Annotated in this window: 16 protein-coding genes; 2 read left to right on the forward strand and 14 right to left on the reverse strand. The window is 72.2% G+C overall.

Features of this window, described 5'->3' with window-relative positions:
* The 4 genes from ACRAKI_RS23195 to mftA are packed head-to-tail and all read right to left on the reverse strand — an operon-like array spanning position 1 to position 3557.
* Positions 1-1953: a mycofactocin system FadH/OYE family oxidoreductase 1 gene (locus ACRAKI_RS23195; RefSeq protein WP_447002607.1), complete on the reverse strand. Its 1953-nt coding sequence runs from the start codon at positions 1951-1953 to the stop codon at positions 1-3.
* A 5-nt stretch (positions 1954-1958) separates the two neighbouring features.
* Positions 1959-3143: a mycofactocin radical SAM maturase gene (gene mftC, locus ACRAKI_RS23200; RefSeq protein ID WP_447002608.1), complete on the reverse strand. Its 1185-nt coding sequence runs from the start codon at positions 3141-3143 to the stop codon at positions 1959-1961.
* Between the two features lie 10 nt (positions 3144-3153).
* Positions 3154-3441, reverse strand: a complete 288-nt coding sequence (mftB, locus tag ACRAKI_RS23205) for a mycofactocin biosynthesis chaperone MftB (RefSeq protein ID WP_447002609.1) — start codon at positions 3439-3441, stop codon at positions 3154-3156.
* Positions 3442-3443: 2 nt separating this feature from the next.
* Positions 3444-3557, reverse strand: coding sequence for a mycofactocin precursor MftA (gene mftA / locus ACRAKI_RS23210; RefSeq protein WP_447002610.1), 114 nt, complete (start codon positions 3555-3557; stop codon positions 3444-3446).
* A 177-nt stretch (positions 3558-3734) separates the two neighbouring features.
* Between mftA and ACRAKI_RS23215 the strand changes: the two genes are divergently transcribed.
* On the forward strand, positions 3735-4598 hold the full coding sequence (locus ACRAKI_RS23215) for an N-acetyltransferase family protein (protein ID WP_447002611.1): 864 nt from the start codon (positions 3735-3737) through the stop codon (positions 4596-4598).
* Positions 4599-4609: 11 nt separating this feature from the next.
* Here the strand turns inward: ACRAKI_RS23215 and ACRAKI_RS23220 are convergent, their stop codons facing one another.
* The 3 genes from ACRAKI_RS23220 to ACRAKI_RS23230 form a co-directional block, all read right to left on the reverse strand.
* Complete coding sequence (locus ACRAKI_RS23220; RefSeq protein ID WP_447002612.1) at positions 4610-4798, reverse strand: hypothetical protein; 189 nt, start codon at positions 4796-4798, stop codon at positions 4610-4612.
* A gap of 139 nt (positions 4799-4937) precedes the next feature.
* Entirely contained in the window at positions 4938-6953 is a 2016-nt protein-coding gene (locus ACRAKI_RS23225; RefSeq protein ID WP_447002613.1) for an anthranilate synthase family protein, read from the reverse strand.
* On the reverse strand, positions 6950-7591 hold the full coding sequence (locus ACRAKI_RS23230) for an isochorismatase family protein (protein ID WP_447002614.1): 642 nt from the start codon (positions 7589-7591) through the stop codon (positions 6950-6952). The genes ACRAKI_RS23225 and ACRAKI_RS23230 overlap by 4 nt, the downstream gene beginning before the upstream one ends.
* 104 nt (positions 7592-7695) lie before the next feature.
* Between ACRAKI_RS23230 and ACRAKI_RS23235 the strand changes: the two genes are divergently transcribed.
* Positions 7696-8844 carry an RNA-guided endonuclease InsQ/TnpB family protein gene (locus ACRAKI_RS23235; RefSeq protein WP_447002615.1) on the forward strand — a complete coding sequence of 383 codons (1149 nt, stop codon included), beginning with the start codon at positions 7696-7698 and terminating at the stop codon, positions 8842-8844.
* 141 nt (positions 8845-8985) lie between these two features.
* Here ACRAKI_RS23235 and ACRAKI_RS23240 read toward each other — a convergent pair whose 3' ends face one another.
* The 7 genes from ACRAKI_RS23240 to ACRAKI_RS23270 are packed head-to-tail and all read right to left on the reverse strand — an operon-like array spanning position 8986 to position 16543.
* Entirely contained in the window at positions 8986-9756 is a 771-nt protein-coding gene (locus tag ACRAKI_RS23240; protein WP_447002616.1) for a 2,3-dihydro-2,3-dihydroxybenzoate dehydrogenase, read from the reverse strand.
* Positions 9757-9798: 42 nt separating this feature from the next.
* The gene (gene asnB / locus ACRAKI_RS23245; RefSeq protein ID WP_447002617.1) at positions 9799-11637 is read right to left on the reverse strand and encodes an asparagine synthase (glutamine-hydrolyzing); all 1839 of its coding nucleotides are present in this window, start codon (positions 11635-11637) and stop codon (positions 9799-9801) included.
* A 59-nt stretch (positions 11638-11696) separates the two neighbouring features.
* Positions 11697-12437: a 3-oxoacyl-ACP reductase FabG gene (gene fabG / locus ACRAKI_RS23250; protein WP_447002618.1), complete on the reverse strand. Its 741-nt coding sequence runs from the start codon at positions 12435-12437 to the stop codon at positions 11697-11699.
* Positions 12434-12697 carry an acyl carrier protein gene (locus ACRAKI_RS23255; protein WP_447002619.1) on the reverse strand — a complete coding sequence of 88 codons (264 nt, stop codon included), beginning with the start codon at positions 12695-12697 and terminating at the stop codon, positions 12434-12436. The genes fabG and ACRAKI_RS23255 overlap by 4 nt, the downstream gene beginning before the upstream one ends.
* Before the next feature lie 32 nt (positions 12698-12729).
* On the reverse strand, positions 12730-13647 hold the full coding sequence (locus ACRAKI_RS23260; protein ID WP_447002620.1) for a beta-ketoacyl synthase N-terminal-like domain-containing protein: 918 nt from the start codon (positions 13645-13647) through the stop codon (positions 12730-12732).
* Positions 13644-14777 (reverse strand): beta-ketoacyl-[acyl-carrier-protein] synthase family protein, encoded by a 1134-nt coding sequence (locus ACRAKI_RS23265; protein WP_447002621.1) that lies wholly within the window; start codon positions 14775-14777, stop codon positions 13644-13646. Before ACRAKI_RS23265 ends, ACRAKI_RS23260 begins: the two co-directional genes overlap by 4 nt.
* A complete protein-coding gene (locus tag ACRAKI_RS23270) occupies positions 14774-16543 on the reverse strand; it encodes an AMP-binding protein (protein ID WP_447002622.1) in 1770 nt (589 codons plus the stop codon). Before ACRAKI_RS23270 ends, ACRAKI_RS23265 begins: the two co-directional genes overlap by 4 nt.
* Between the last annotated feature and the right edge of the window lie 247 nt (positions 16544-16790).

A 16790-nucleotide genomic window follows, 5' to 3' on the forward strand; every position in this document is an offset into this window, starting at 1 on the left:
TCACACCCGTTCCGGGACGGCCGCCGGCCGGGTGGCGACGGAGCTGATCAGGGTCAGGGCGGTGCGCCGGCCTTCGAGGATCGCCTGGTACGCCGTGCGCGGCGCGACGCAGTCGCCCGCGGCGGGCCACCCGGGCGCGAGCGGGTTCGGCAGCCGGTGGCCGCAGTGGACCACCACGCCGCACTCCACCGAGGACGTGACGCCGGTGAGGGGGTTGACCAGCTCGGCCTGCCCGTCCCGCACCTGCCGCAGCACCGCGCGCTTGAGCAGCCGCACGCCCGCGCGCTGGAGCCGGACGTTCGCCGCGGCCAGGTCCCCGGTGAGGGAGAGCTGGGTGCCGATCACGGGGTCCTGGCTCGCGATGGCGGTGTCCCGACCGGCGGCGGCCAGCAGTTCCGCGACGCCCGCGCCGGTCCAGTCGCCGACCGGGTCGACCACGAGCACCGGCCCGGCGGGCACCACGTCGTCCACGACCGCGCCGGCTGCGAGACCGGCGAGCAGGTCACGCGCCTCCACCACAGGTCCGTCGGTCGAGTAGCCCCGGGGCCCGGCGACCGAGCCGGTGGCCAGCAGCACGGCGCGGGCGTCCAGATCGGCGGCCCCGAACCTCGTCCCGGTCTCGATCCGCACACCGAGCCGCCGCACTTCCCGTTCCAACCAGTCCACCAGCGCCGCGAGCCTGGACCGGCCGGCGAGCTGGGCCGCCACCAGCAACGTGCCGCCGACCCGGTCCTCCTGCTCGACCACCCGCACGGCACGCCCGCGCAGCGCCAGCACCCGCGCCGCCTCCAGCCCGGCCGGACCCGCGCCGACCACGAGGACCTCGTCCGACGCGGGGGACGCACTCCCGTCGTCCACCGGCTCGTCCTCGGTCTCGTGGCCGCTGCGGGGGTCGGCCACGCAGCTCACGATCGGGTTCCGGCTGTCCCGCACCCGGCAGAACTGGTTGCACAGCACACAGGGCCTGATCCGCTCGGTCGTGCCGGCCCGGACCAACGACACCAGGCGGGGCTCGGCGATCTGGGCCCGGGTCATCTCGACCAGGTCCGCCGTGCCGTCCGCCAACGCCGCACCGGCCGCGCCGGGGTCGACCACGCTGCCCTGCAACACCACGGCGGCACGTCCGGACACCGCCTCGCGGACCGCACGGCACAAGGCGGTGTTGAAGCCGGACCCGGTGTGCAGGTCGGGCCGCGTCGCCGACACGTTCATCGCGGACCCGCGCACCGGCACGACGTAGTCGACGGCCTCGGCGACACCGGCGGCGAGCCCGACCGCGGCCTCCGGCGTGATGCCCGCCCACGGCGCCAGCTCGTCGCACGACAGCCGCAGTCCCAGCACCCGCCCCGCACCGACCTCCGCGCGCACCGCCGCCAGCACCTCGGCCAGGAGCGCCGTCCGGTCCTGCCCGTACCGGTCGTCGCGCTGGTTCGTCAGACCGGAGAGGAACTGCCGCAGCAGCGAGTGCTGCCCGGCGTCGACCTCCACGCCGTCCAGGTCGCACGCCACGGCAACGGCCGCGGCGGACGCGAACCCGTCCACCAGCGCGGAGATGTCCGACGACTCCATCTCGACCGGCAGCTCACGGCTCACCACGTCGGCCACCCGCGACGGCGCCCACAGCGCGCGCTGGCTGAACGCGGAACTCCCCTGTGAACCCGCGTGACCGAGACCCGCCAGCACCAACGTGCCGTGCGGGCGGCACGCCGAGACCACCGCACGCCAGCCGTCACCGCAGTCCGCCGCCAGCGGCGCGCGCTCGTACGGCCAGTCCGAGCTGTGCACGCTCGCGGTCTCGGTGACCAGGAGCCCGGCGCCGCCCGCCGCCCGCCGCCGGTAGTACGCGACGTGCCGGTCGGACAGCCCGCGCCGGTGCCCCAGGTTCGTCTCGTGCGGCCCGAACAGCACGCGGTTCGGCGCCGTCCTCCCGGCCAGCACGACCGGGTCGGTCACCCCGTTCACCGCGACACGTCGAATCGGCTCAGCGGGCTGGTGTCACAGGGCCGGTCGGCGGGTGCCGGGACAGCCGGCGGCCCGAACGTGAGCTGCAACGGCACGGGCTTGCGGCGGGAGTGGTCGACGTCCGAGCGGGGCGCCGAGCCCACGGCCGCCAGTGCCGGTTCGCCACGCCCCTTCACGCACTCGGGGTCGGGCCCGTCGAGCGGCAGGCCGGTGAAGAACTTCGCCGCCATGCACCCGCCCTGGCACGAGTCGTACGCGGAGCACGACGAGCACGCGCCACCACCGGAAGGCAGGCGCAGGCGGGCGAACAGCTCGGACTCCCGCCACACGGACGTGAAGCCGCCGGGCTCGCGGACGTTGCCCGCCAGGAACTCCTGGTGGATGGCGAACGGGCACGCGTAGACGTCGCCCACCGGGTCGACCAGGCACACCACCCGACCGGCGCCGCACAGGTTCAGGCCGGGCAGCGGCGTCGCGCCGAGCGCGTTCAGGTGGAAGAACGAGTCGCCGGTCAGCACCTTCTCGCCGTTCGCCACCAGCCAGTGGTACAGGTCCACCTGCTGCCCCGCGGTCGGGTGCAGCTCGTCCCACACGTCCGCGCCACGACCGGACGGGCGCAGCCGGGTGATCCGCAGCTGGGCACCGTACTCATCCGCGATGGCCGCGAAGTCGTCCAGCTGACCGACGTTCTGCCTGGTCATCACCACGCTGATCTTGAAGTCCCGGAAGCCTTCGTCGCGCAGGTTGCGCATCGCCCGCACGGCCATGTCGTACGAGCCGGGGCCGCGCACCGCGTCGTTGACCTCGGCGGTCGCGCCGTCCAGTGAGATCTGCACGTCGACGTAGTCGGACGCGGCCAACGCGCGCGCACGCCGGCGGTCGAGCCGCACGCCGTTGGTGGAGAACTTCACCCCCACCTGGTGGTCCACCGCGTAGTCGACCAGGTCCCAGAAGTCGGCGCGCACGGTCGGTTCGCCGCCGCCGATGTTGACGTAGAAGATCTGCATGCGCTGGAACTCGTCGATCAGCGCGCGGCACTCCTCGGTGCCCAGCTCGCGCGGGTCCCGCCTGCCCGACGACGACAGGCAGTGGACGCAGGCCAGGTTGCAGGCGTAGGTCAGCTCCCACGTCAGGCAGATCGGGGCGTCCAGGCCCGACTTGAAGTGCTCCGACAGTCTCATCGTGGGCCTTTCAGCGCGGTTCCCCGCTCGGTGGTCGGCGTTCGATGGTCCCTGCTTCGGCGAGCCGCGCGAGCGCCGCCAAGTACGTGCCGTACTCGTTCGGCGGGACACAGGCCACCTCTAGCGCGGCGGTGGCCGTGGGCTGGCTCTCCAGCGCCCGCACCACTTCGACCAGCTTGACCGACTTGAGGAACGACAGCCGACGGGTGCCGAAGTGGTAGGCGAGCGCACCGAACGGCTCCGGTCGCAGTGCGAGCGCGGGCGCGCAGCGGTACGGCCGCTCCGGGTGGAAGTCCATCTCTAGTAGACGCCGCACATGCCGTCGATCGACACGTCCTCGACCAACAGGTCGGCTTCGACCAACGGGTTCTCCGAGTCGGGCGGCGGAATCGGGGTGTCCTGGGTGCTGCTCATGACTGCGCTCCCTCACGACCGGCGCTGCTCAACCGTTCATCACGGACGGTAATGACGACGCGATGGCCGCGTAGCCCCTAGCGCCCCTTAACCCACCCCACCCGATCCCTGGTCCGCGTCCGGGCCGGGCCGGAAACCGGGTGCGCGCGGTCGACCCGGTGGTGTGTGATCGCGGATATGGCGATCGTGCTGGGCGAGCCTGGGGTCGACGGGCTGGGTGACGCTGTGGGCGTGCTGCGGGAGTGGCAGCACGACGGGGCGCCGGTGCAACTGCACCCGGGCGACCTGGGCTGGTTCTGGCGGTTCGGCGCGGAGGCGACGGCCGCGGCGGTGCGGACGTGGAGCGGCGGCGGACGGATCCTCGCCGTCGGGCTGCTGGACGGACCCGCGCTGGTGCGGCTGACGATCGCGCCGGACGCCCGGCGGGACGCGGAGCTGGCGCGGCAACTGGTCGCGGACCTGACCGGGCGCGGTGTGCTGCCGGCGGGCAGGGTGTGCGTCGAGGCGCCGATGGACGCGCTGGTCCAAGACCTGCTGGCCGACGCCGGCTGGCGCGCCGACGAGCAGTGGACGCCCCTGCGCCGCGACCTCGCGGAGCCGGTGGAGGACCCGGGCGTGCGGATCGAGGTGGTCGGGCGGCCGGAGCGAGCACAGGCGCGGGCCGAAGTGCAGCGGGCGTCGTTCGACGGTTCGACGTTCACGGAGGAGCGATGGCGGGCGATGGCGGCCGGGCTGCCGTACGCCGACGCCCGGTGCCTGGTCGCGCACGACGACCGGGGCAACGCGGTGGCGGCGGCGACGGTGTGGTCGGCCGGTCCGGGCAGGCCGGGGCTGCTCGAACCGATGGGCGTGCACCGGGACCACCGCGGTCACGGCTACGGCAAGGCGATCACCGTCGCCGCCGCGGCCACGCTCCGGGAGCTGGGCTCGTCATCCGCGGTGGTCAGCACCCCGAGCGTCAACGTCGCCGCCGTCGCCACCTACGAGTCAGCCGGCTTCCGCCGACTCCCCGAGGTCCGCGACCTCTGCCGGCACGCGTAAGGCGGTGCCGTTCACGCCTCCTTCGCCACGTCGTGCACCCGGCAGCACAGTTCCTTCGTGCGCAACGCGTCGGCGTAGTCGCACACCACCAGGCTCGGGTCCTGGTCGCGCACGGCGGCGAGGAGTCGTTCGTCGGCGATGACGAGCGGGTCGCGGCCGATCGGGGTGTCGTGGCTGCCCTCGGCGTCCTCACGGCGCAAGGACTTGTGCCTACAAGCCGATCGACACCCAACCGGACCAGGTGACCCAGGTGGTGTTCGGGTTCACGGAGGACTGATCAGCGGCCGGCGGGCTTCGGGACCGGTGTGGCGGACGCCCGTCCGCCACACCGGTCCGGCGTCAGCCGGGGGTCACCGCGTCCGCGGAGGTGAGCACGGCGGTGGACAGGCGCGCGAGGATGGCCGCGCCGTTGGTGGTCAGGATCGACTCGGGGTGGAACTGGGTGGAGGCGAAGAACGGACCGCGCAGGGCGTCCACCTCGCCGGTGCGGGCGTCCCGGGCGACCTGCACGGTGAACCCCTCGCACAGCAGCACGTCGGTGTCGCTGCGCGCCGCGTAGGTGTTGTAGAAGCCCACCTGCTCGACGTCGCCGAACAGGTCGACCTCACGCTGGACGCCCTGGTTCGGCACCTGCCTGCGCACCACGTCCAGCCCCAGCCGGGAGCTGAGCACCTGGTGGCTCAGGCAGACCGCGAGGAACGGGCGGCGGTGGGCCAGCAGCCGGTCCACGGCGGCACGCAGGTGGGCGGTGCGCCGCTCGTCCTCGGCCCGCGGGTCGCCGGGACCGGGGCCGAGCACGACCAGCTCGTGCTCCTCAGGGTCGTGCGGCTCGTCGAACCGGCGGACGGCCACGTCCATACCCGCCGAGCGCAGCAGGTGGTCGATCATGGCGGTGAACGTGTCCTCCATGTCCACGACCAGCACCCGCCGCCCGGCCACGGCCGCGACCGGTGCCGCGCGGTCGTCGGCATCGGTCAGCCAGAAGTCGGCGAGCGTGAGGTTGCGGCGGGCCAAGGCGGAGCGGATCTCCGGGTCACCCGCGAAGGACGCACGACCGGTGGACGAAGCACCGGCGATCGAAGCCGGACCTGCCGGAGTCGCACGTGTCGGAGCCGGACGTGCCGGAACCCGGCCTCCCGCGACCGCCGGTGTCGCACAGCCGTCCGCCTGGAGCGGTGTGAGCAGGCTCGCGGCCTTGGCCCGGGTCTCGGCGGCCTCGGAGCACGCGTCCGAGTGGCGCACGAGCGTCGCGCCCACGGAGATCCCGACGTGTCCGGTCCGGTCGATGTCGGCCGTGCGGATGAGGATCGCCGAGTCCATGACGTCGTCACCGTGCTCGTCCACCCCGATGAGCGCCACGACACCGCTGTAGTACCCGCGACCGGCCGGTTCGTGCCGTGCGATCACCCGACAGGCGTTCTCCAGCGGGCTGCCGGTGACGGTCGGCGCGAACATCGTCTCCCGCAGGATGTCCAGCGGCCCGCGGGTGGTGCGGCCCTCGATCAGGTACTCGGTGTGCGCGAGGTGGGCCATCTCCTTGAGGAACGGTCCCACGACCCGACCGCCGCGCTCGCACAGCCGGGCCATCATCTTCAGCTCCTCGTCGACCACCATGTACAGCTCGTCGGTCTCCTTGCGGTCGGCCAGGAACTCCAGCAGCTCCTCGCAGGTGGGGCCGCCGGGCGGGTACCGGTAGGTGCCGCTGATCGGGTTCATCACCGCGACTCCGCCGCGCAGGCTGACGTGCCGCTCCGGGGTGGCGCCGACCAACGTGCGTTCACCGGTGTGGACCACGAAAGTCCAGTAGGCGCTCTGCTCCCGACCCAGCAGGCGGCGGAAGAACGACAGCGCGCGGTGCGGGCCGTAGTCGGCGATGTCCGCCGTGTACGACCGCTTCACCACGAAGTTCGCGCCCTCCCCCGTCCCGATCTCCTCGGCCACGACCCGCCGGACGATCTCGCCGTAGCCGTCGTCGTCGGGCTCGTAACGCCCGTTCTCCAGGTGGATCGGCACGTCCGGCAGCGCGGCGGCCACCTCGGCCAGGGACAGCGTGGTCTGCTCGGTGACGGTCATCGCCACCAGCGGAGCGCCGTCGTCCACGCACGCGTACCCGCGCTCGGCGATCTGCCGGTACGGCACGAGCACCAGCGCGCGGTGCGCCGCCTGACGCGACCCGCCCGGCATCGGCACCGCTCGCGCCGGGTCTGCGTGCGTCGGCACACCGGCGAGCGTGTCCGGGGTGGTGACTTCGCCGATGATCAGGTCCACGGTGTCCGCGCCCGAGGTCGCGGGGCGGTGCACCAGGGCGAACGGTGGCGGCTGGTCCGCCAGCACCCGGGCGAGGAGCGGGTTCACGATCCTTCGTCCATTCGCGCCAGCAGTCCCTTGGCGGTGTCCACGACCGCGCAGCGCTGCGCCGCGTACTCCACGGCCATCCGGTGGTGCGCCTCGGTGAAGTCGGCCACGGCGTCGGCGACCACGAACGTCTCGATGTCGTTGGTGAACGCCTCGACCGCCGTCATCAGGATGCCGACGTGCGCGTACACACCGCACACGATCAGCTGGTCCCGGCCCGCCGCACGCATCCGCTCCAGCAGGTCCGAGCGGAAGAACGCGCTGTAGCGCCACTTCGTGAGCAGCCAGGCGTCGTCGCCGGGCGCGAGTTCGTCCACGATCTGCCGGTCGACCGGGTCGACCCGCATCCCCGGTCCCCAGAAGTCCTTGAGCAGACCGCGTTGCTCGTCGGTCATCCCGCCCGGCTGGGCGGTGTGGGCCACCGGCACGCCCAGTTCGAGGCAACGCCGTTGCAGCGCCACGCAGTTCTCCACCAGCTCCTGGCGCAGCGGCTCGGCGAACGGCCGCAGGAAGTACCTCTGCATGTCGTGCACGAGGAGGACCGCACGGCTGGAGTCCGCGTGCCAGGGCGCGGTGTTCCCCGGCAGGTCGCCCGCTGTGGGCATCGGGTACGGCTCGATCGCAGGGATGCCGGTCATCTGGGCTCCTGTCGGTGGGTACCCCGGCGTTCACGCCGGGGAGGAAACCGATGCTCTCGACCGCATCGGCAAGGCTCACTTGCTGGATTGCTAATGTGCAGGGCATGTCGTCGGTATCGGTGGTGAGGCGGGCGTTCCGGTATCGCTTCTATCCGTCTCCCGTCCAGGAAGTGGAGTTGTTGCGGACGTTCGGGTGTGTGCGTCTGGTGTATAACCGGGCGTTGGAGGCCCGCACGCAGGGGTGGTACGGCGAGCATCGTCGGGTGAACTACGCGCAGACCTCGGCGCTGTTGACGGAGTGGAAGCGCTCGGAGGGGTTCGGGTTCCTCAACGAGGTGTCGTCGGTGCCGTTGCAGCAGTCGCTGCGGCACCTCCAGACCGCGTTCACCGCGTTCTGGGAGAAGCGGTCCCGCTATCCCCGGTTCAAGTCCCGCAAGCGGGGCAGGGTGTCGGCGGAGTACGCCCGGTCGGCGTTCCGCTTGCGCGACGGCCGGCTGACGTTGGCGAAGATGGCCGAGCCGCTGGACGTCGTGTGGTCCCGGCCGCTGCCCGAGGGTGCCGAGCCGTCCACCGTGACCGTCTCGCGTGACCCGGCCGGCAGATGGCACGTGTCGATCCTGGTCGAGACCACCGTAATTTACGCCCCACCCACAGATCACGTCGTGGGTGTCGATGCGGGGATCACTTCCCTGGTCACGCTGTCGACCGGCGAGAAGATCACCAACCCGAGGCATGAGCGACGGGACCGGGAACGGCTGGCCCGCGCCCAGCGGGCGCTGGCCCGCAAGCAGAAGGGCTCGGCGAACCGGGCGAAGGCACGGCTGCGGGTGGCGCGTGTCCATGCCCGTATCGCCGATCGCCGGCGGGATCTGCTGCACAAGCTGACCACTCGACTCGTCCGGGAGAACCAACTGGTCGTGATCGAGGGTCTGGCGGTCCGCAACATGCTGCGCAACCGGTCGTTGGCGCGCGCGATCTCCGACGTGTCGTGGTCGGATCTGCGGTCGATGCTGGAGTACAAGTGCGACTGGTACGGCCGGGACCTCGTCGTGGTCGACCGCTGGCTGCCCAGCTCGAAGACCTGCTCGCACTGCGGGTTCCTGCTCGACACATTGCCGCTGCGGGTGCGCGGGTGGACGTGCCCCGGCCGTGGGGTTTCGCACGATCGCGACGTCAACGCCGCGCGCAACATCCTGGCCGCCGGGCAGGCGGTCACGGCCTGTGGAGCCGGAGTGAGACCGACCCGACGCTAGTCGGCGAGGCATCCGGCGAAACCTCCCTTCCGGGGGAGAAGAAGCAGGAACTGCCGGGCGCGAGCCCGGCGGAGAATCCCCACCCTCAGGGCGGGGAGGTTGTCGAGCTCGTCCTTCCTGGACGGACTGGACTCTTCGTGGTCACGTGCCGAGGGTGGCGCCGCCGTCGACGGTCAGCTCGTGCATCGTGATGTGGCCGGCGTGGTCGGACAGCAGGAAGGCGACCGCGCGGGCGACGTCGACGGGCAGACCGATCTTGCCCAGGGGGATGCCGTTCTTGTAGGTCTCCAGGCTGCCTTCGACGGTGTTGCGCGCGCCGTCGTCGTCGTGCCACATCGACCGCAGCATCGCGGTGTCGGTGGAGCCGGGGGCCACCACGTTGCACCGGATGCCGTACCTGGCCAGTTCCAGGCCCAAGCACTTGGTGTACATGGTGGTGGCGGCTTTCGACGCCGCGTAGGCCGCCATGAACATCCGGGGCGTGTGCGCCGCGTTGGACGCCACCGTGACCACGGAACCCCTCCCGCGCGCCACCATCCGGTTCACCACCGCGCGCGACACGTGGAACACGCCGGTGGTGTTGACCGCGAACGTCTCCGCCCAGTCCACGTCCGTGATGGCGCGCGCCTCGGCCAGCCGCAGCACGCCGGCCGCGTTGACCAGGAAGTCCACCGGACCGAGCACGGCCTCGACCGCCTCGACGGCCGGTTCCACCTCCTCGGCCCGGGTGACGTCGACCGGGAACGCCTCCACCCGCAGGCCGTCCGCGACCATCTTGTCCACGACCTCGCGCAACGCCAGGGCGTCGCGGTCCAGTGCCGCGACCGCGATGCCGTCCTCCGCCAGCGCGCGGACCACGGCCGCACCGATCCCCCCGGCAGCGCCCGTGACGACGCCGACCTTGTTCTGCATGTGAGTGTTCCCTCCACGTGAGCCGCACGGCGGACGAGCAGGTCAGTCCAGGATCAACTCGGGGCGGTACAGGTCGAACCAGGCGTCGAAGTCGAGCACCCGGTCCAGGTTGGTGCGAGTGGTCGGGGGCATCGTCGCCGGGTCGAGTTCCACCGTCGCCTGCAGCCACGAGCGCTCGACGAGGGCGAACACCGGGTTGTCCGGCGACAGCAGCAGCTCCTTGGCCTGCTGCTGCAGGGCCGCCGCGTACTGCGGGTCCTGGGTGGACGGGTAGGGGCTCTTGACCCGGTCGGCCACCGACTGCGGCAGCACGTGCCGGGTGGCCTCGCGCAGCAGCGACTTCTCCCGCCCGTCGAAGGACTTCAGCGACCACGGCGCGTTGTAGACGTACTCCACCAGCCGGTGGTCGCAGAACGGCACCCGGACCTCCAGGCCGACCGCCATCGAGGCGCGGTCCTTGCGGTCGAGCATGATCCGCACGAACCGTTGCAGGTGCAGGTAGGACATCGTGCGCATGGTGCGCTCCAGGTCGCTGTCGCCGTCGAGGTGGTCCACCTCCCCGACGGCGGTGGCGTACTGGTCGGCGATGTAGCCCTCCACGTCCAGCGCGGCGGCGAGCCCCGCGGGCAGGTGGTCGGGCTCGGTGTTGAGCGGGCTGGGCGCGGCGACCCAGGGGAACGTGCCGGCCCGGCGCACCGCGTCCAGGTGGAACGAGCGGTAGCCGCCGAACACCTCGTCGGCCGACTCGCCGGACAGCGCGACCGTCGACTCCTCGCGGATCGCCTTGAACAGCAGGTACAGCGAGGTGTCCATGTCGGACAGACCGACCGGGATGTCCCGCGCGGTGATCATCGCCCGGCGGACGTCGGGATCGGTCAGGTCACGGGCGTCCAGCACGATGTCGCGGTGCTCGGTGCCCACGTGCCGGGCCACGTCCCGGATGTAGGGCGAGTCGGGCGTGTCCCGCATGACGTCCGGGCGGAACGCCTGCTCCTGCCCGGCGAAGTCGACCGAGAACGTGCGCACCCGCTCGCCGTCCTCGGCCAGCCTGCGCGCGGCCAGTCCGGTGATCGCGCTGGAGTCCAGACCACCCGACAGCAGCACGCAGCGCGGCACGTCGGCCACGAGCTGGCGGCGGACGATGTCGTCCATCAGCTCGCCGACCCGCGCGATCGTGGTGTCCCGGTCGTCGGTGTGCTCGGTGGTCCGCAGCTCCCAGTACCGGTGCGTGCGGATGCCTTGCGCGTTCACCGTGACCACGGCGCCCGGTGGGACTTCGGTCATGCCGCGCCAGAGCGACCAGCCCGGCGTCTTGACCCACCCGAACAGGCCGCGCAGACCGTCCATGTCCACGGCCCGGCCCGCCAGCGGGTTGGCCAGGATCGCCTTCGGCTCCGAGCCGAACAGCACGCCGTCCGGGGTTGGGTAGTAGTACAGCGGCTTGACGCCCAGCCGGTCGCGCACCAGGAACAACGCCCGCTCGTGCGAGTCCCACACGGCGAACGCGTACATCCCGTTGAGGTGCTCGGCGACCTCCACACCCCATTCCAGGTAGCCGTTGAGCACCACCTCGGTGTCGCTGTCGGTGTGGAACCGGTGGCCCCGGCGGCGCAGCTCGGCGCGCAGCTCGGTGAAGTTGTAGGCCTCACCGCTGTAGGTCAGCGCCACCTCGCGGTCGGGCGTCCGCCACGACATCGGCTGGACGCCGCCGGGCAGGTCGATGATCGCCAGCCTGCGGTGGCCGAGCGCGACGTGGTCGCGCACCCACGTGCCCGAGTCGTCCGGGCCTCGGCACGCCATGGTGGCGGTCATCGCCGCCACGGTGTCGTCCTGGGTGGTCAGGTCGGTCTGGTAGCCGACCCAGCCGGTGATGCCGCACATGCGCAGTCAGCCCCTTGCCGGTCGTGTCGTGACTGGGTTGCGCCGTCCACTCGGGACGGTCATGGGACGAGGCCGCCGTCGACGCCGAAGACCTGGTTGGTGATGTAGCCGGCGCGCGGGGAGACCAGGAACGACACCAGGTCGGCGACGTCCTCGGGGGTACCGGCGCGGCCGAGCGGGATCTGCTTGAGGTGGCGCTTGCGGTCCCGCTCGGAGAGGTCGGCGGTCATGTCGGTGGTGATGAACCCCGGCGCGACCACGTTGGCCCGCACGCCGAAGGGTCCGCACTCCTTGGCCAGGGCGCGGGTGAAGCCGATGATCCCCGCCTTGGACGCCGAGTAGTTGGTCTGCCCGGCGCTGCCGTACACGCCCGCCACCGACGACATGGTGACCACCGACCCGCGCGAGCGGGACATGAACGAGTAGACCGCCGCGCGGCACACGTGGTACGTGCCGGACAGGTTGGTGTCGATCACCTGCTGCCAGTCGTCCTCGGCCATCCTCGCCAACGCGCCGTCCCGGGTGACGCCGGCGCACGTGACCAGCGCCTCCAGCGGGCCGAGCTCGTCCTCGGCGGCGGTCACGAAGTCCTTGCACTGCGCCGCGTCGGCCACGTCGACCGCCTTGGCCAGCACCCGCGCGCCCGCCTCCTGCGCCAGCGCGGCCACTTCGTCGGCGGCGTCGGGGCGGCTGTGGAAGCAGAACGCGATGTCGTAGCCGTCGGCGGCCAGCCGGGTGACCACGGCCCGGCCGATCCCCCGCGACCCGCCGGTGACGAGCGCTACCGGTCGACCGGTCACGAGTCCGCTCCGCGCTTCAAGGCGACCAGGTCGCGCACGTCGGAGAAGGAGTCGACCGCCTTGAACTCCTCGTCGGTGACCTTGATGCCGTAGCGCTTCTCCAGGTTGATCACGATGTGCATCGCGCTCAGCGAGTCGACTTCGAGTTCGTCGATGAAGTGCGCGTCGTCGGTGACCTCGGCGACCGGCAGTTCCAGGATGTCGGCGATCAGCTCCCGCAGGTCCTCGGCGTCCTCGGCGAGTTGCTTGTCGTCGGCCATGGTGGGTCTTCCTCTCGGGTGTCGCGTCCGGATCAGCGGACGGGTGCGGTGAGCAGCAGTGCGGCCGTCTCGTCCGTGCCGGTGATGGTGGCGAGCACCGGCCGGGCGTCGTGGTCGAAACGGGCCGCGGCGGCGGCGCACTGCAGGACGCCGAGCGCGCCGGAGCACTTGCCCAGTCGGGCTTCGAGGTCGAAGCTGTCCACGTCGGACAGGCCGGGCACGGCGGCGTCGTCGTTGGTGAGCCACAGGCCGGGTTCGTCGTCACCCAGCGCCTTGGCGATCACGGCGGCGCGGTCCACGCCGTAGCCGTAGCCCTTCACGATGGCGCGTGCGCGTGCACCGCGTTCTGCCGACGCGTCCTCCAGCACCAGCGCGACCGCGCCGTCCACGACGCCGGCGCCGACGAACTTGGCCACCACGCCGTCCGCGGGCTCCACACCGACGACCACGGCCACCTGCGCCCGTCCGGCGGCGATCAGGGTGTGCGCCCAGTGCACGGCGTCCAGCCCGCCGGTCTCGCCGTTGCACAGGGTCAGGTTCGGTCCGCGCAGGCCGTACCGGATCGCCACCGCACCGGCGATGACGTTGCTGGAGGTCTGGGGCAGCACCAGCGGGTTGAGCGCCTCGACGGTCTCCTCGGCGATCAGGTCCGTCATCCGGCACACGCTGTCGAGGTTGCCCAGGTTGGAGCTGACGACCACGGCGATGGCGTCGGGCGACACGGTGAACGCGTCGTCCGCGTCGAGCAGGCCGGCGTCGCGCAGCGCCGGTTCGACCGCGCGCAGCGCGAGCCTGGTGGCCCGGTCCTTGTGCCGCAGGTCCCGGCCGACCAGGGCGGTGACCGGGTCGAACCCGCCCTCGCGCCGGGCGCCGAGCAGTTCGTCGGCGGCGGTCAGGCCGGGCACGGCGAGGCCGGTGCCGGTGAGCGCCACGTCGGTGCGGGTCTTCATCGTGCCGCCTCCAGGATCGCCACCGCGTTGATGCCGCCGAAGCCGAACGCGTCGACCTGGGCAGTGCCCACCCGTGCGTCCAGCGCGGCGTCGCGGACCAGCCGCAGAGCGGCGGCCTCGTCGATGGGGTCGTGCAGCCCGAGCACGGGCGGCACCCGGCCCTCGCGCATCGCCAGCGCCGCGACCACGAGGCTGAGCAGGCCGGAGCCGCCGAGCGTGTGGCCGGTCATGGACTTGACGGCCGTCATCAGCGGCCCCGCGCCGGCGTCGGCGAACACCTCGGCGAGCACGCCCGCCTCGGTCTCGTCGTTGCGCGGGGTTCCGCTGCCGTGCAGCATCACCAGGTCGATGTCCCCCGGTCCGACACCGGCCCGCCGGTGGGCGTCACGCATCACCGCCGTCACGGCCGACGCGTCGGGTGCGGTGGCGTGGAACCCGTCGCAGTTGACGGCCACCGAGCGGACCCGTGCCCGCACCCGGGTGGGGTCCGCGCCGGCGCGGCGCACCACGACCGCGACGGCGCCCTCCCCCATCACCATGCCCGCGTGCGACTTGTCGAAGGGCCGCAACGACTCCGGCGTCTCGTTCTGGACCCGGTCCAGGGTGCCGAACGCGCTCTCGGTGATGGAGTCGGTGCCCGCGACGACGACCGCGTCTGCCAGGCCCAGCTCGATCATGTCGGTGGCCATCGCCAGCGCGTACAGCGCGGCGGCGCAGGCGTTGGCGAAGGTGTAGGTGCGGGAGAAGCCGAACTCGGCGCGCAGTGCCCGCCCGAAGTCCAGGTCGACCGGGTCGAACCCGGCGCCCTCGCGCCACCACAGCTCGACGCTGCGCTGCTCGCGCAGCGTGGTGCCGACCAGCACGGGCACGTCGCCCAGGTCGTCCAGCCCGGCGTCCGCCACCGCTTGGGCGACGGCCGTGCGCAGCCAGGACGAGGCGCGCAGCACGGTGTCCTTGCCGGGTTCGGGCCGGTCGTCGACCTCGTAGGCGTGCCGCATCCGGTACTTGCTCGCGTCGAACGCCCGCAACGGCGCACGGGCGTCGCGCGCGGCGCACAGGGCTGCGTAGATCTCGTCGGGGTCCGCGCCGACGTTGGCGACCGCACCCCATCCGGTGATGTCCCAGCTCACGTCCGAGTCACCCGTTCCCTCAGCTTGTACTTGGCGACCTTGCCGGTCGTGGTGACCGGCAGGGTGTCGAGGAACTCCAGCCGGGCGGGCCGCTTGAAGGCGGCCAGCTCGGTCCGCAGCCGGCCGCGGATCGCGCGGCGGACGTCGTCCTCGGCGACGCCGGCCGCGGGCACCACGTAGGCCACCGCCTGCTCCAGGCCGTGTTCGTCGGCGCCGCCGACCACGGCGCACTCGCGCACCCCGTCGGTGCCGCGGATCACCGTCTCGATCTCGGCGGGCGCGACCTTGTAGCCGCCGAGGTTGAGGATGTCGTCGGCGCGGCACAGGTACTCGAAGACACCGTCGGCGGTGCGGCGCACCAGGTCCCCGGTGTACGCGCCGCCGTCGGCGAACGTCCGCGCCGCCGCGTCGGCCTGCCCGATGTAGCCCATGGCGACCGTGGGGCCCGCGACGTGCAGGCGGCCGGGCTTCCCGTCGCGCACCGGCTCGCCGTTCTCGTCGCGGACGGTGGCGGTCACTCCCGGCGCGGCCACCCCGACCACGCCGTGGGGCGGGCGGTCCGCCGGCGACGCCAGGACCACGTGCATGACCTCGGTGGCGCCCAGGCAGTTCATGAACTCCGCGCCGAACGCGGCGGCGATGCGCTCGCTCAGGCGCGGCGGGCAGTTCTCGCCTGCCGAGACGCAGAGCCGGGGCGAGTCGAACGCGGCGGGTTCCTGCTCGGCCAGTTCCACCAGGTCGGCGTAGAGGCGCGGCACCGAGCACAGCACGGTGGGCCGGTGCCGGCGCAGCGCCGCGGCCACCGCGTGCCGGTCGACCGCGCCGCGGATCAGCACGACGCCGGCTCCGGCCGAGAGCGCGCACAGCACGGAACTGCCGAAGCCGTAGCCGAAGGACAGCCTCGCGGTCGCGAGCACCAGGTCGTCCGGGCCGATGCGGTCGACGCTGCCGAAACCTTCGAGCATCGCCGCGACACCGCCCGCGCTGTGACGCACGCCCTTGGGCATCCCGGTGCTGCCGGAGGTGTACTGCACCAGGGCTTCCTCACCGGCGGCCCGCGTCGACGGCCCGGGTGCAGCGGTGGAGGTCGTCAGGAGGTCGGCGCGGACCTCGTCACCGGTGCGGACCAGCTGCCAGTCGCGCGCCTCGCGCAGGGCGGACTGCTTCGCGGCGGGCAGGTCCAGGTGGACCAGCCGGGCGTCGCTGTCCTCGGCCACGTACCGCAGTTCGGCCGCTGTCAGCGCCGGGCTGACCAGCACCGGGACGCACCCCGCCCACCACAGGCCGAGCACGGCGACCACGGTGGCCACGGAGTCCTCGGCGACGACCAGTCCGCGGGTGCCCGGTTCCACGCCTTGGGCGCGCAGGGCTGTGCCGTAGGCGCCGACTGCGGCGTGCAGCCGGACGTAGTCGACGTCGCCGACGTCGGGGTCGAGGTAGGCGCGACGGTTCCCGGCGTTGGTACGGACGTGGCGGCCGACGAGCAGGTCGACCAGGTCCACCTCCGTCGTCGGTGTCCCGGTCCGGTGGGCCAGCAGCGCCGCCACGTCGTCCACGTTGTGGACCGAGGTGGCCTCGGCGTCACCGATCGACACCCCGAACTCGCGCTCGAAGCGGGTGATCATGGCGACCTTCTCCAGCGAATTCGCGCCGAGTTCGTCGTAGAAGGAAGCGTCGAAACCGATTTGGTCCACCTCCATCTCCAAAATGGAGGCCACGATCTCACGAACACGGTCGCGGGTTACCGGAATAGGGTCGGGCGACATTGCGATGAACTCCTCGTCGCGGTCCCGAACACGGCCGGGAAGACGGCCGAGCGTCTGCGATGAGCAGGGAAAGCCGCTCGGGAACGAAGCTACACGGCAGGTCAGGGCCGGACACTACCTGGACAGGTAGAAATCACCTACCGGAGCGAGTAGTCCCGAATTCGCATATTTCCGGTACCTTCCGATGGCGGCTACGGCCGACCCGGCGGAATTCATCACCACATCCGAGGCAAGGTGGACAATGGGA

The sequence above is a fragment of the Saccharothrix isguenensis genome, from assembly GCF_052936305.1.

Coding starts and splice junctions, on each gene's coding strand:
- mftC (WP_447002608.1), bottom strand. CDS start 3,143: ATGAGACTGTCGGAGCACTTCAAGTCGGGCCTGGACGCCCCGATCTGC.
- mftB (WP_447002609.1), bottom strand. CDS start 3,441: ATGGACTTCCACCCGGAGCGGCCGTACCGCTGCGCGCCCGCGCTCGCA.
- mftA (WP_447002610.1), bottom strand. CDS start 3,557: ATGAGCAGCACCCAGGACACCCCGATTCCGCCGCCCGACTCGGAGAAC.
- ACRAKI_RS23215 (WP_447002611.1), top strand. CDS start 3,735: ATGGCGATCGTGCTGGGCGAGCCTGGGGTCGACGGGCTGGGTGACGCT.
- ACRAKI_RS23230 (WP_447002614.1), bottom strand. CDS start 7,591: ATGACCGGCATCCCTGCGATCGAGCCGTACCCGATGCCCACAGCGGGC.
- ACRAKI_RS23235 (WP_447002615.1), top strand. CDS start 7,696: ATGTCGTCGGTATCGGTGGTGAGGCGGGCGTTCCGGTATCGCTTCTAT.
- ACRAKI_RS23240 (WP_447002616.1), bottom strand. CDS start 9,756: ATGCAGAACAAGGTCGGCGTCGTCACGGGCGCTGCCGGGGGGATCGGT.
- asnB (WP_447002617.1), bottom strand. CDS start 11,637: ATGTGCGGCATCACCGGCTGGGTCGGCTACCAGACCGACCTGACCACC.
- ACRAKI_RS23255 (WP_447002619.1), bottom strand. CDS start 12,697: ATGGCCGACGACAAGCAACTCGCCGAGGACGCCGAGGACCTGCGGGAG.
- ACRAKI_RS23260 (WP_447002620.1), bottom strand. CDS start 13,647: ATGAAGACCCGCACCGACGTGGCGCTCACCGGCACCGGCCTCGCCGTG.
- ACRAKI_RS23270 (WP_447002622.1), bottom strand. CDS start 16,543: ATGTCGCCCGACCCTATTCCGGTAACCCGCGACCGTGTTCGTGAGATC.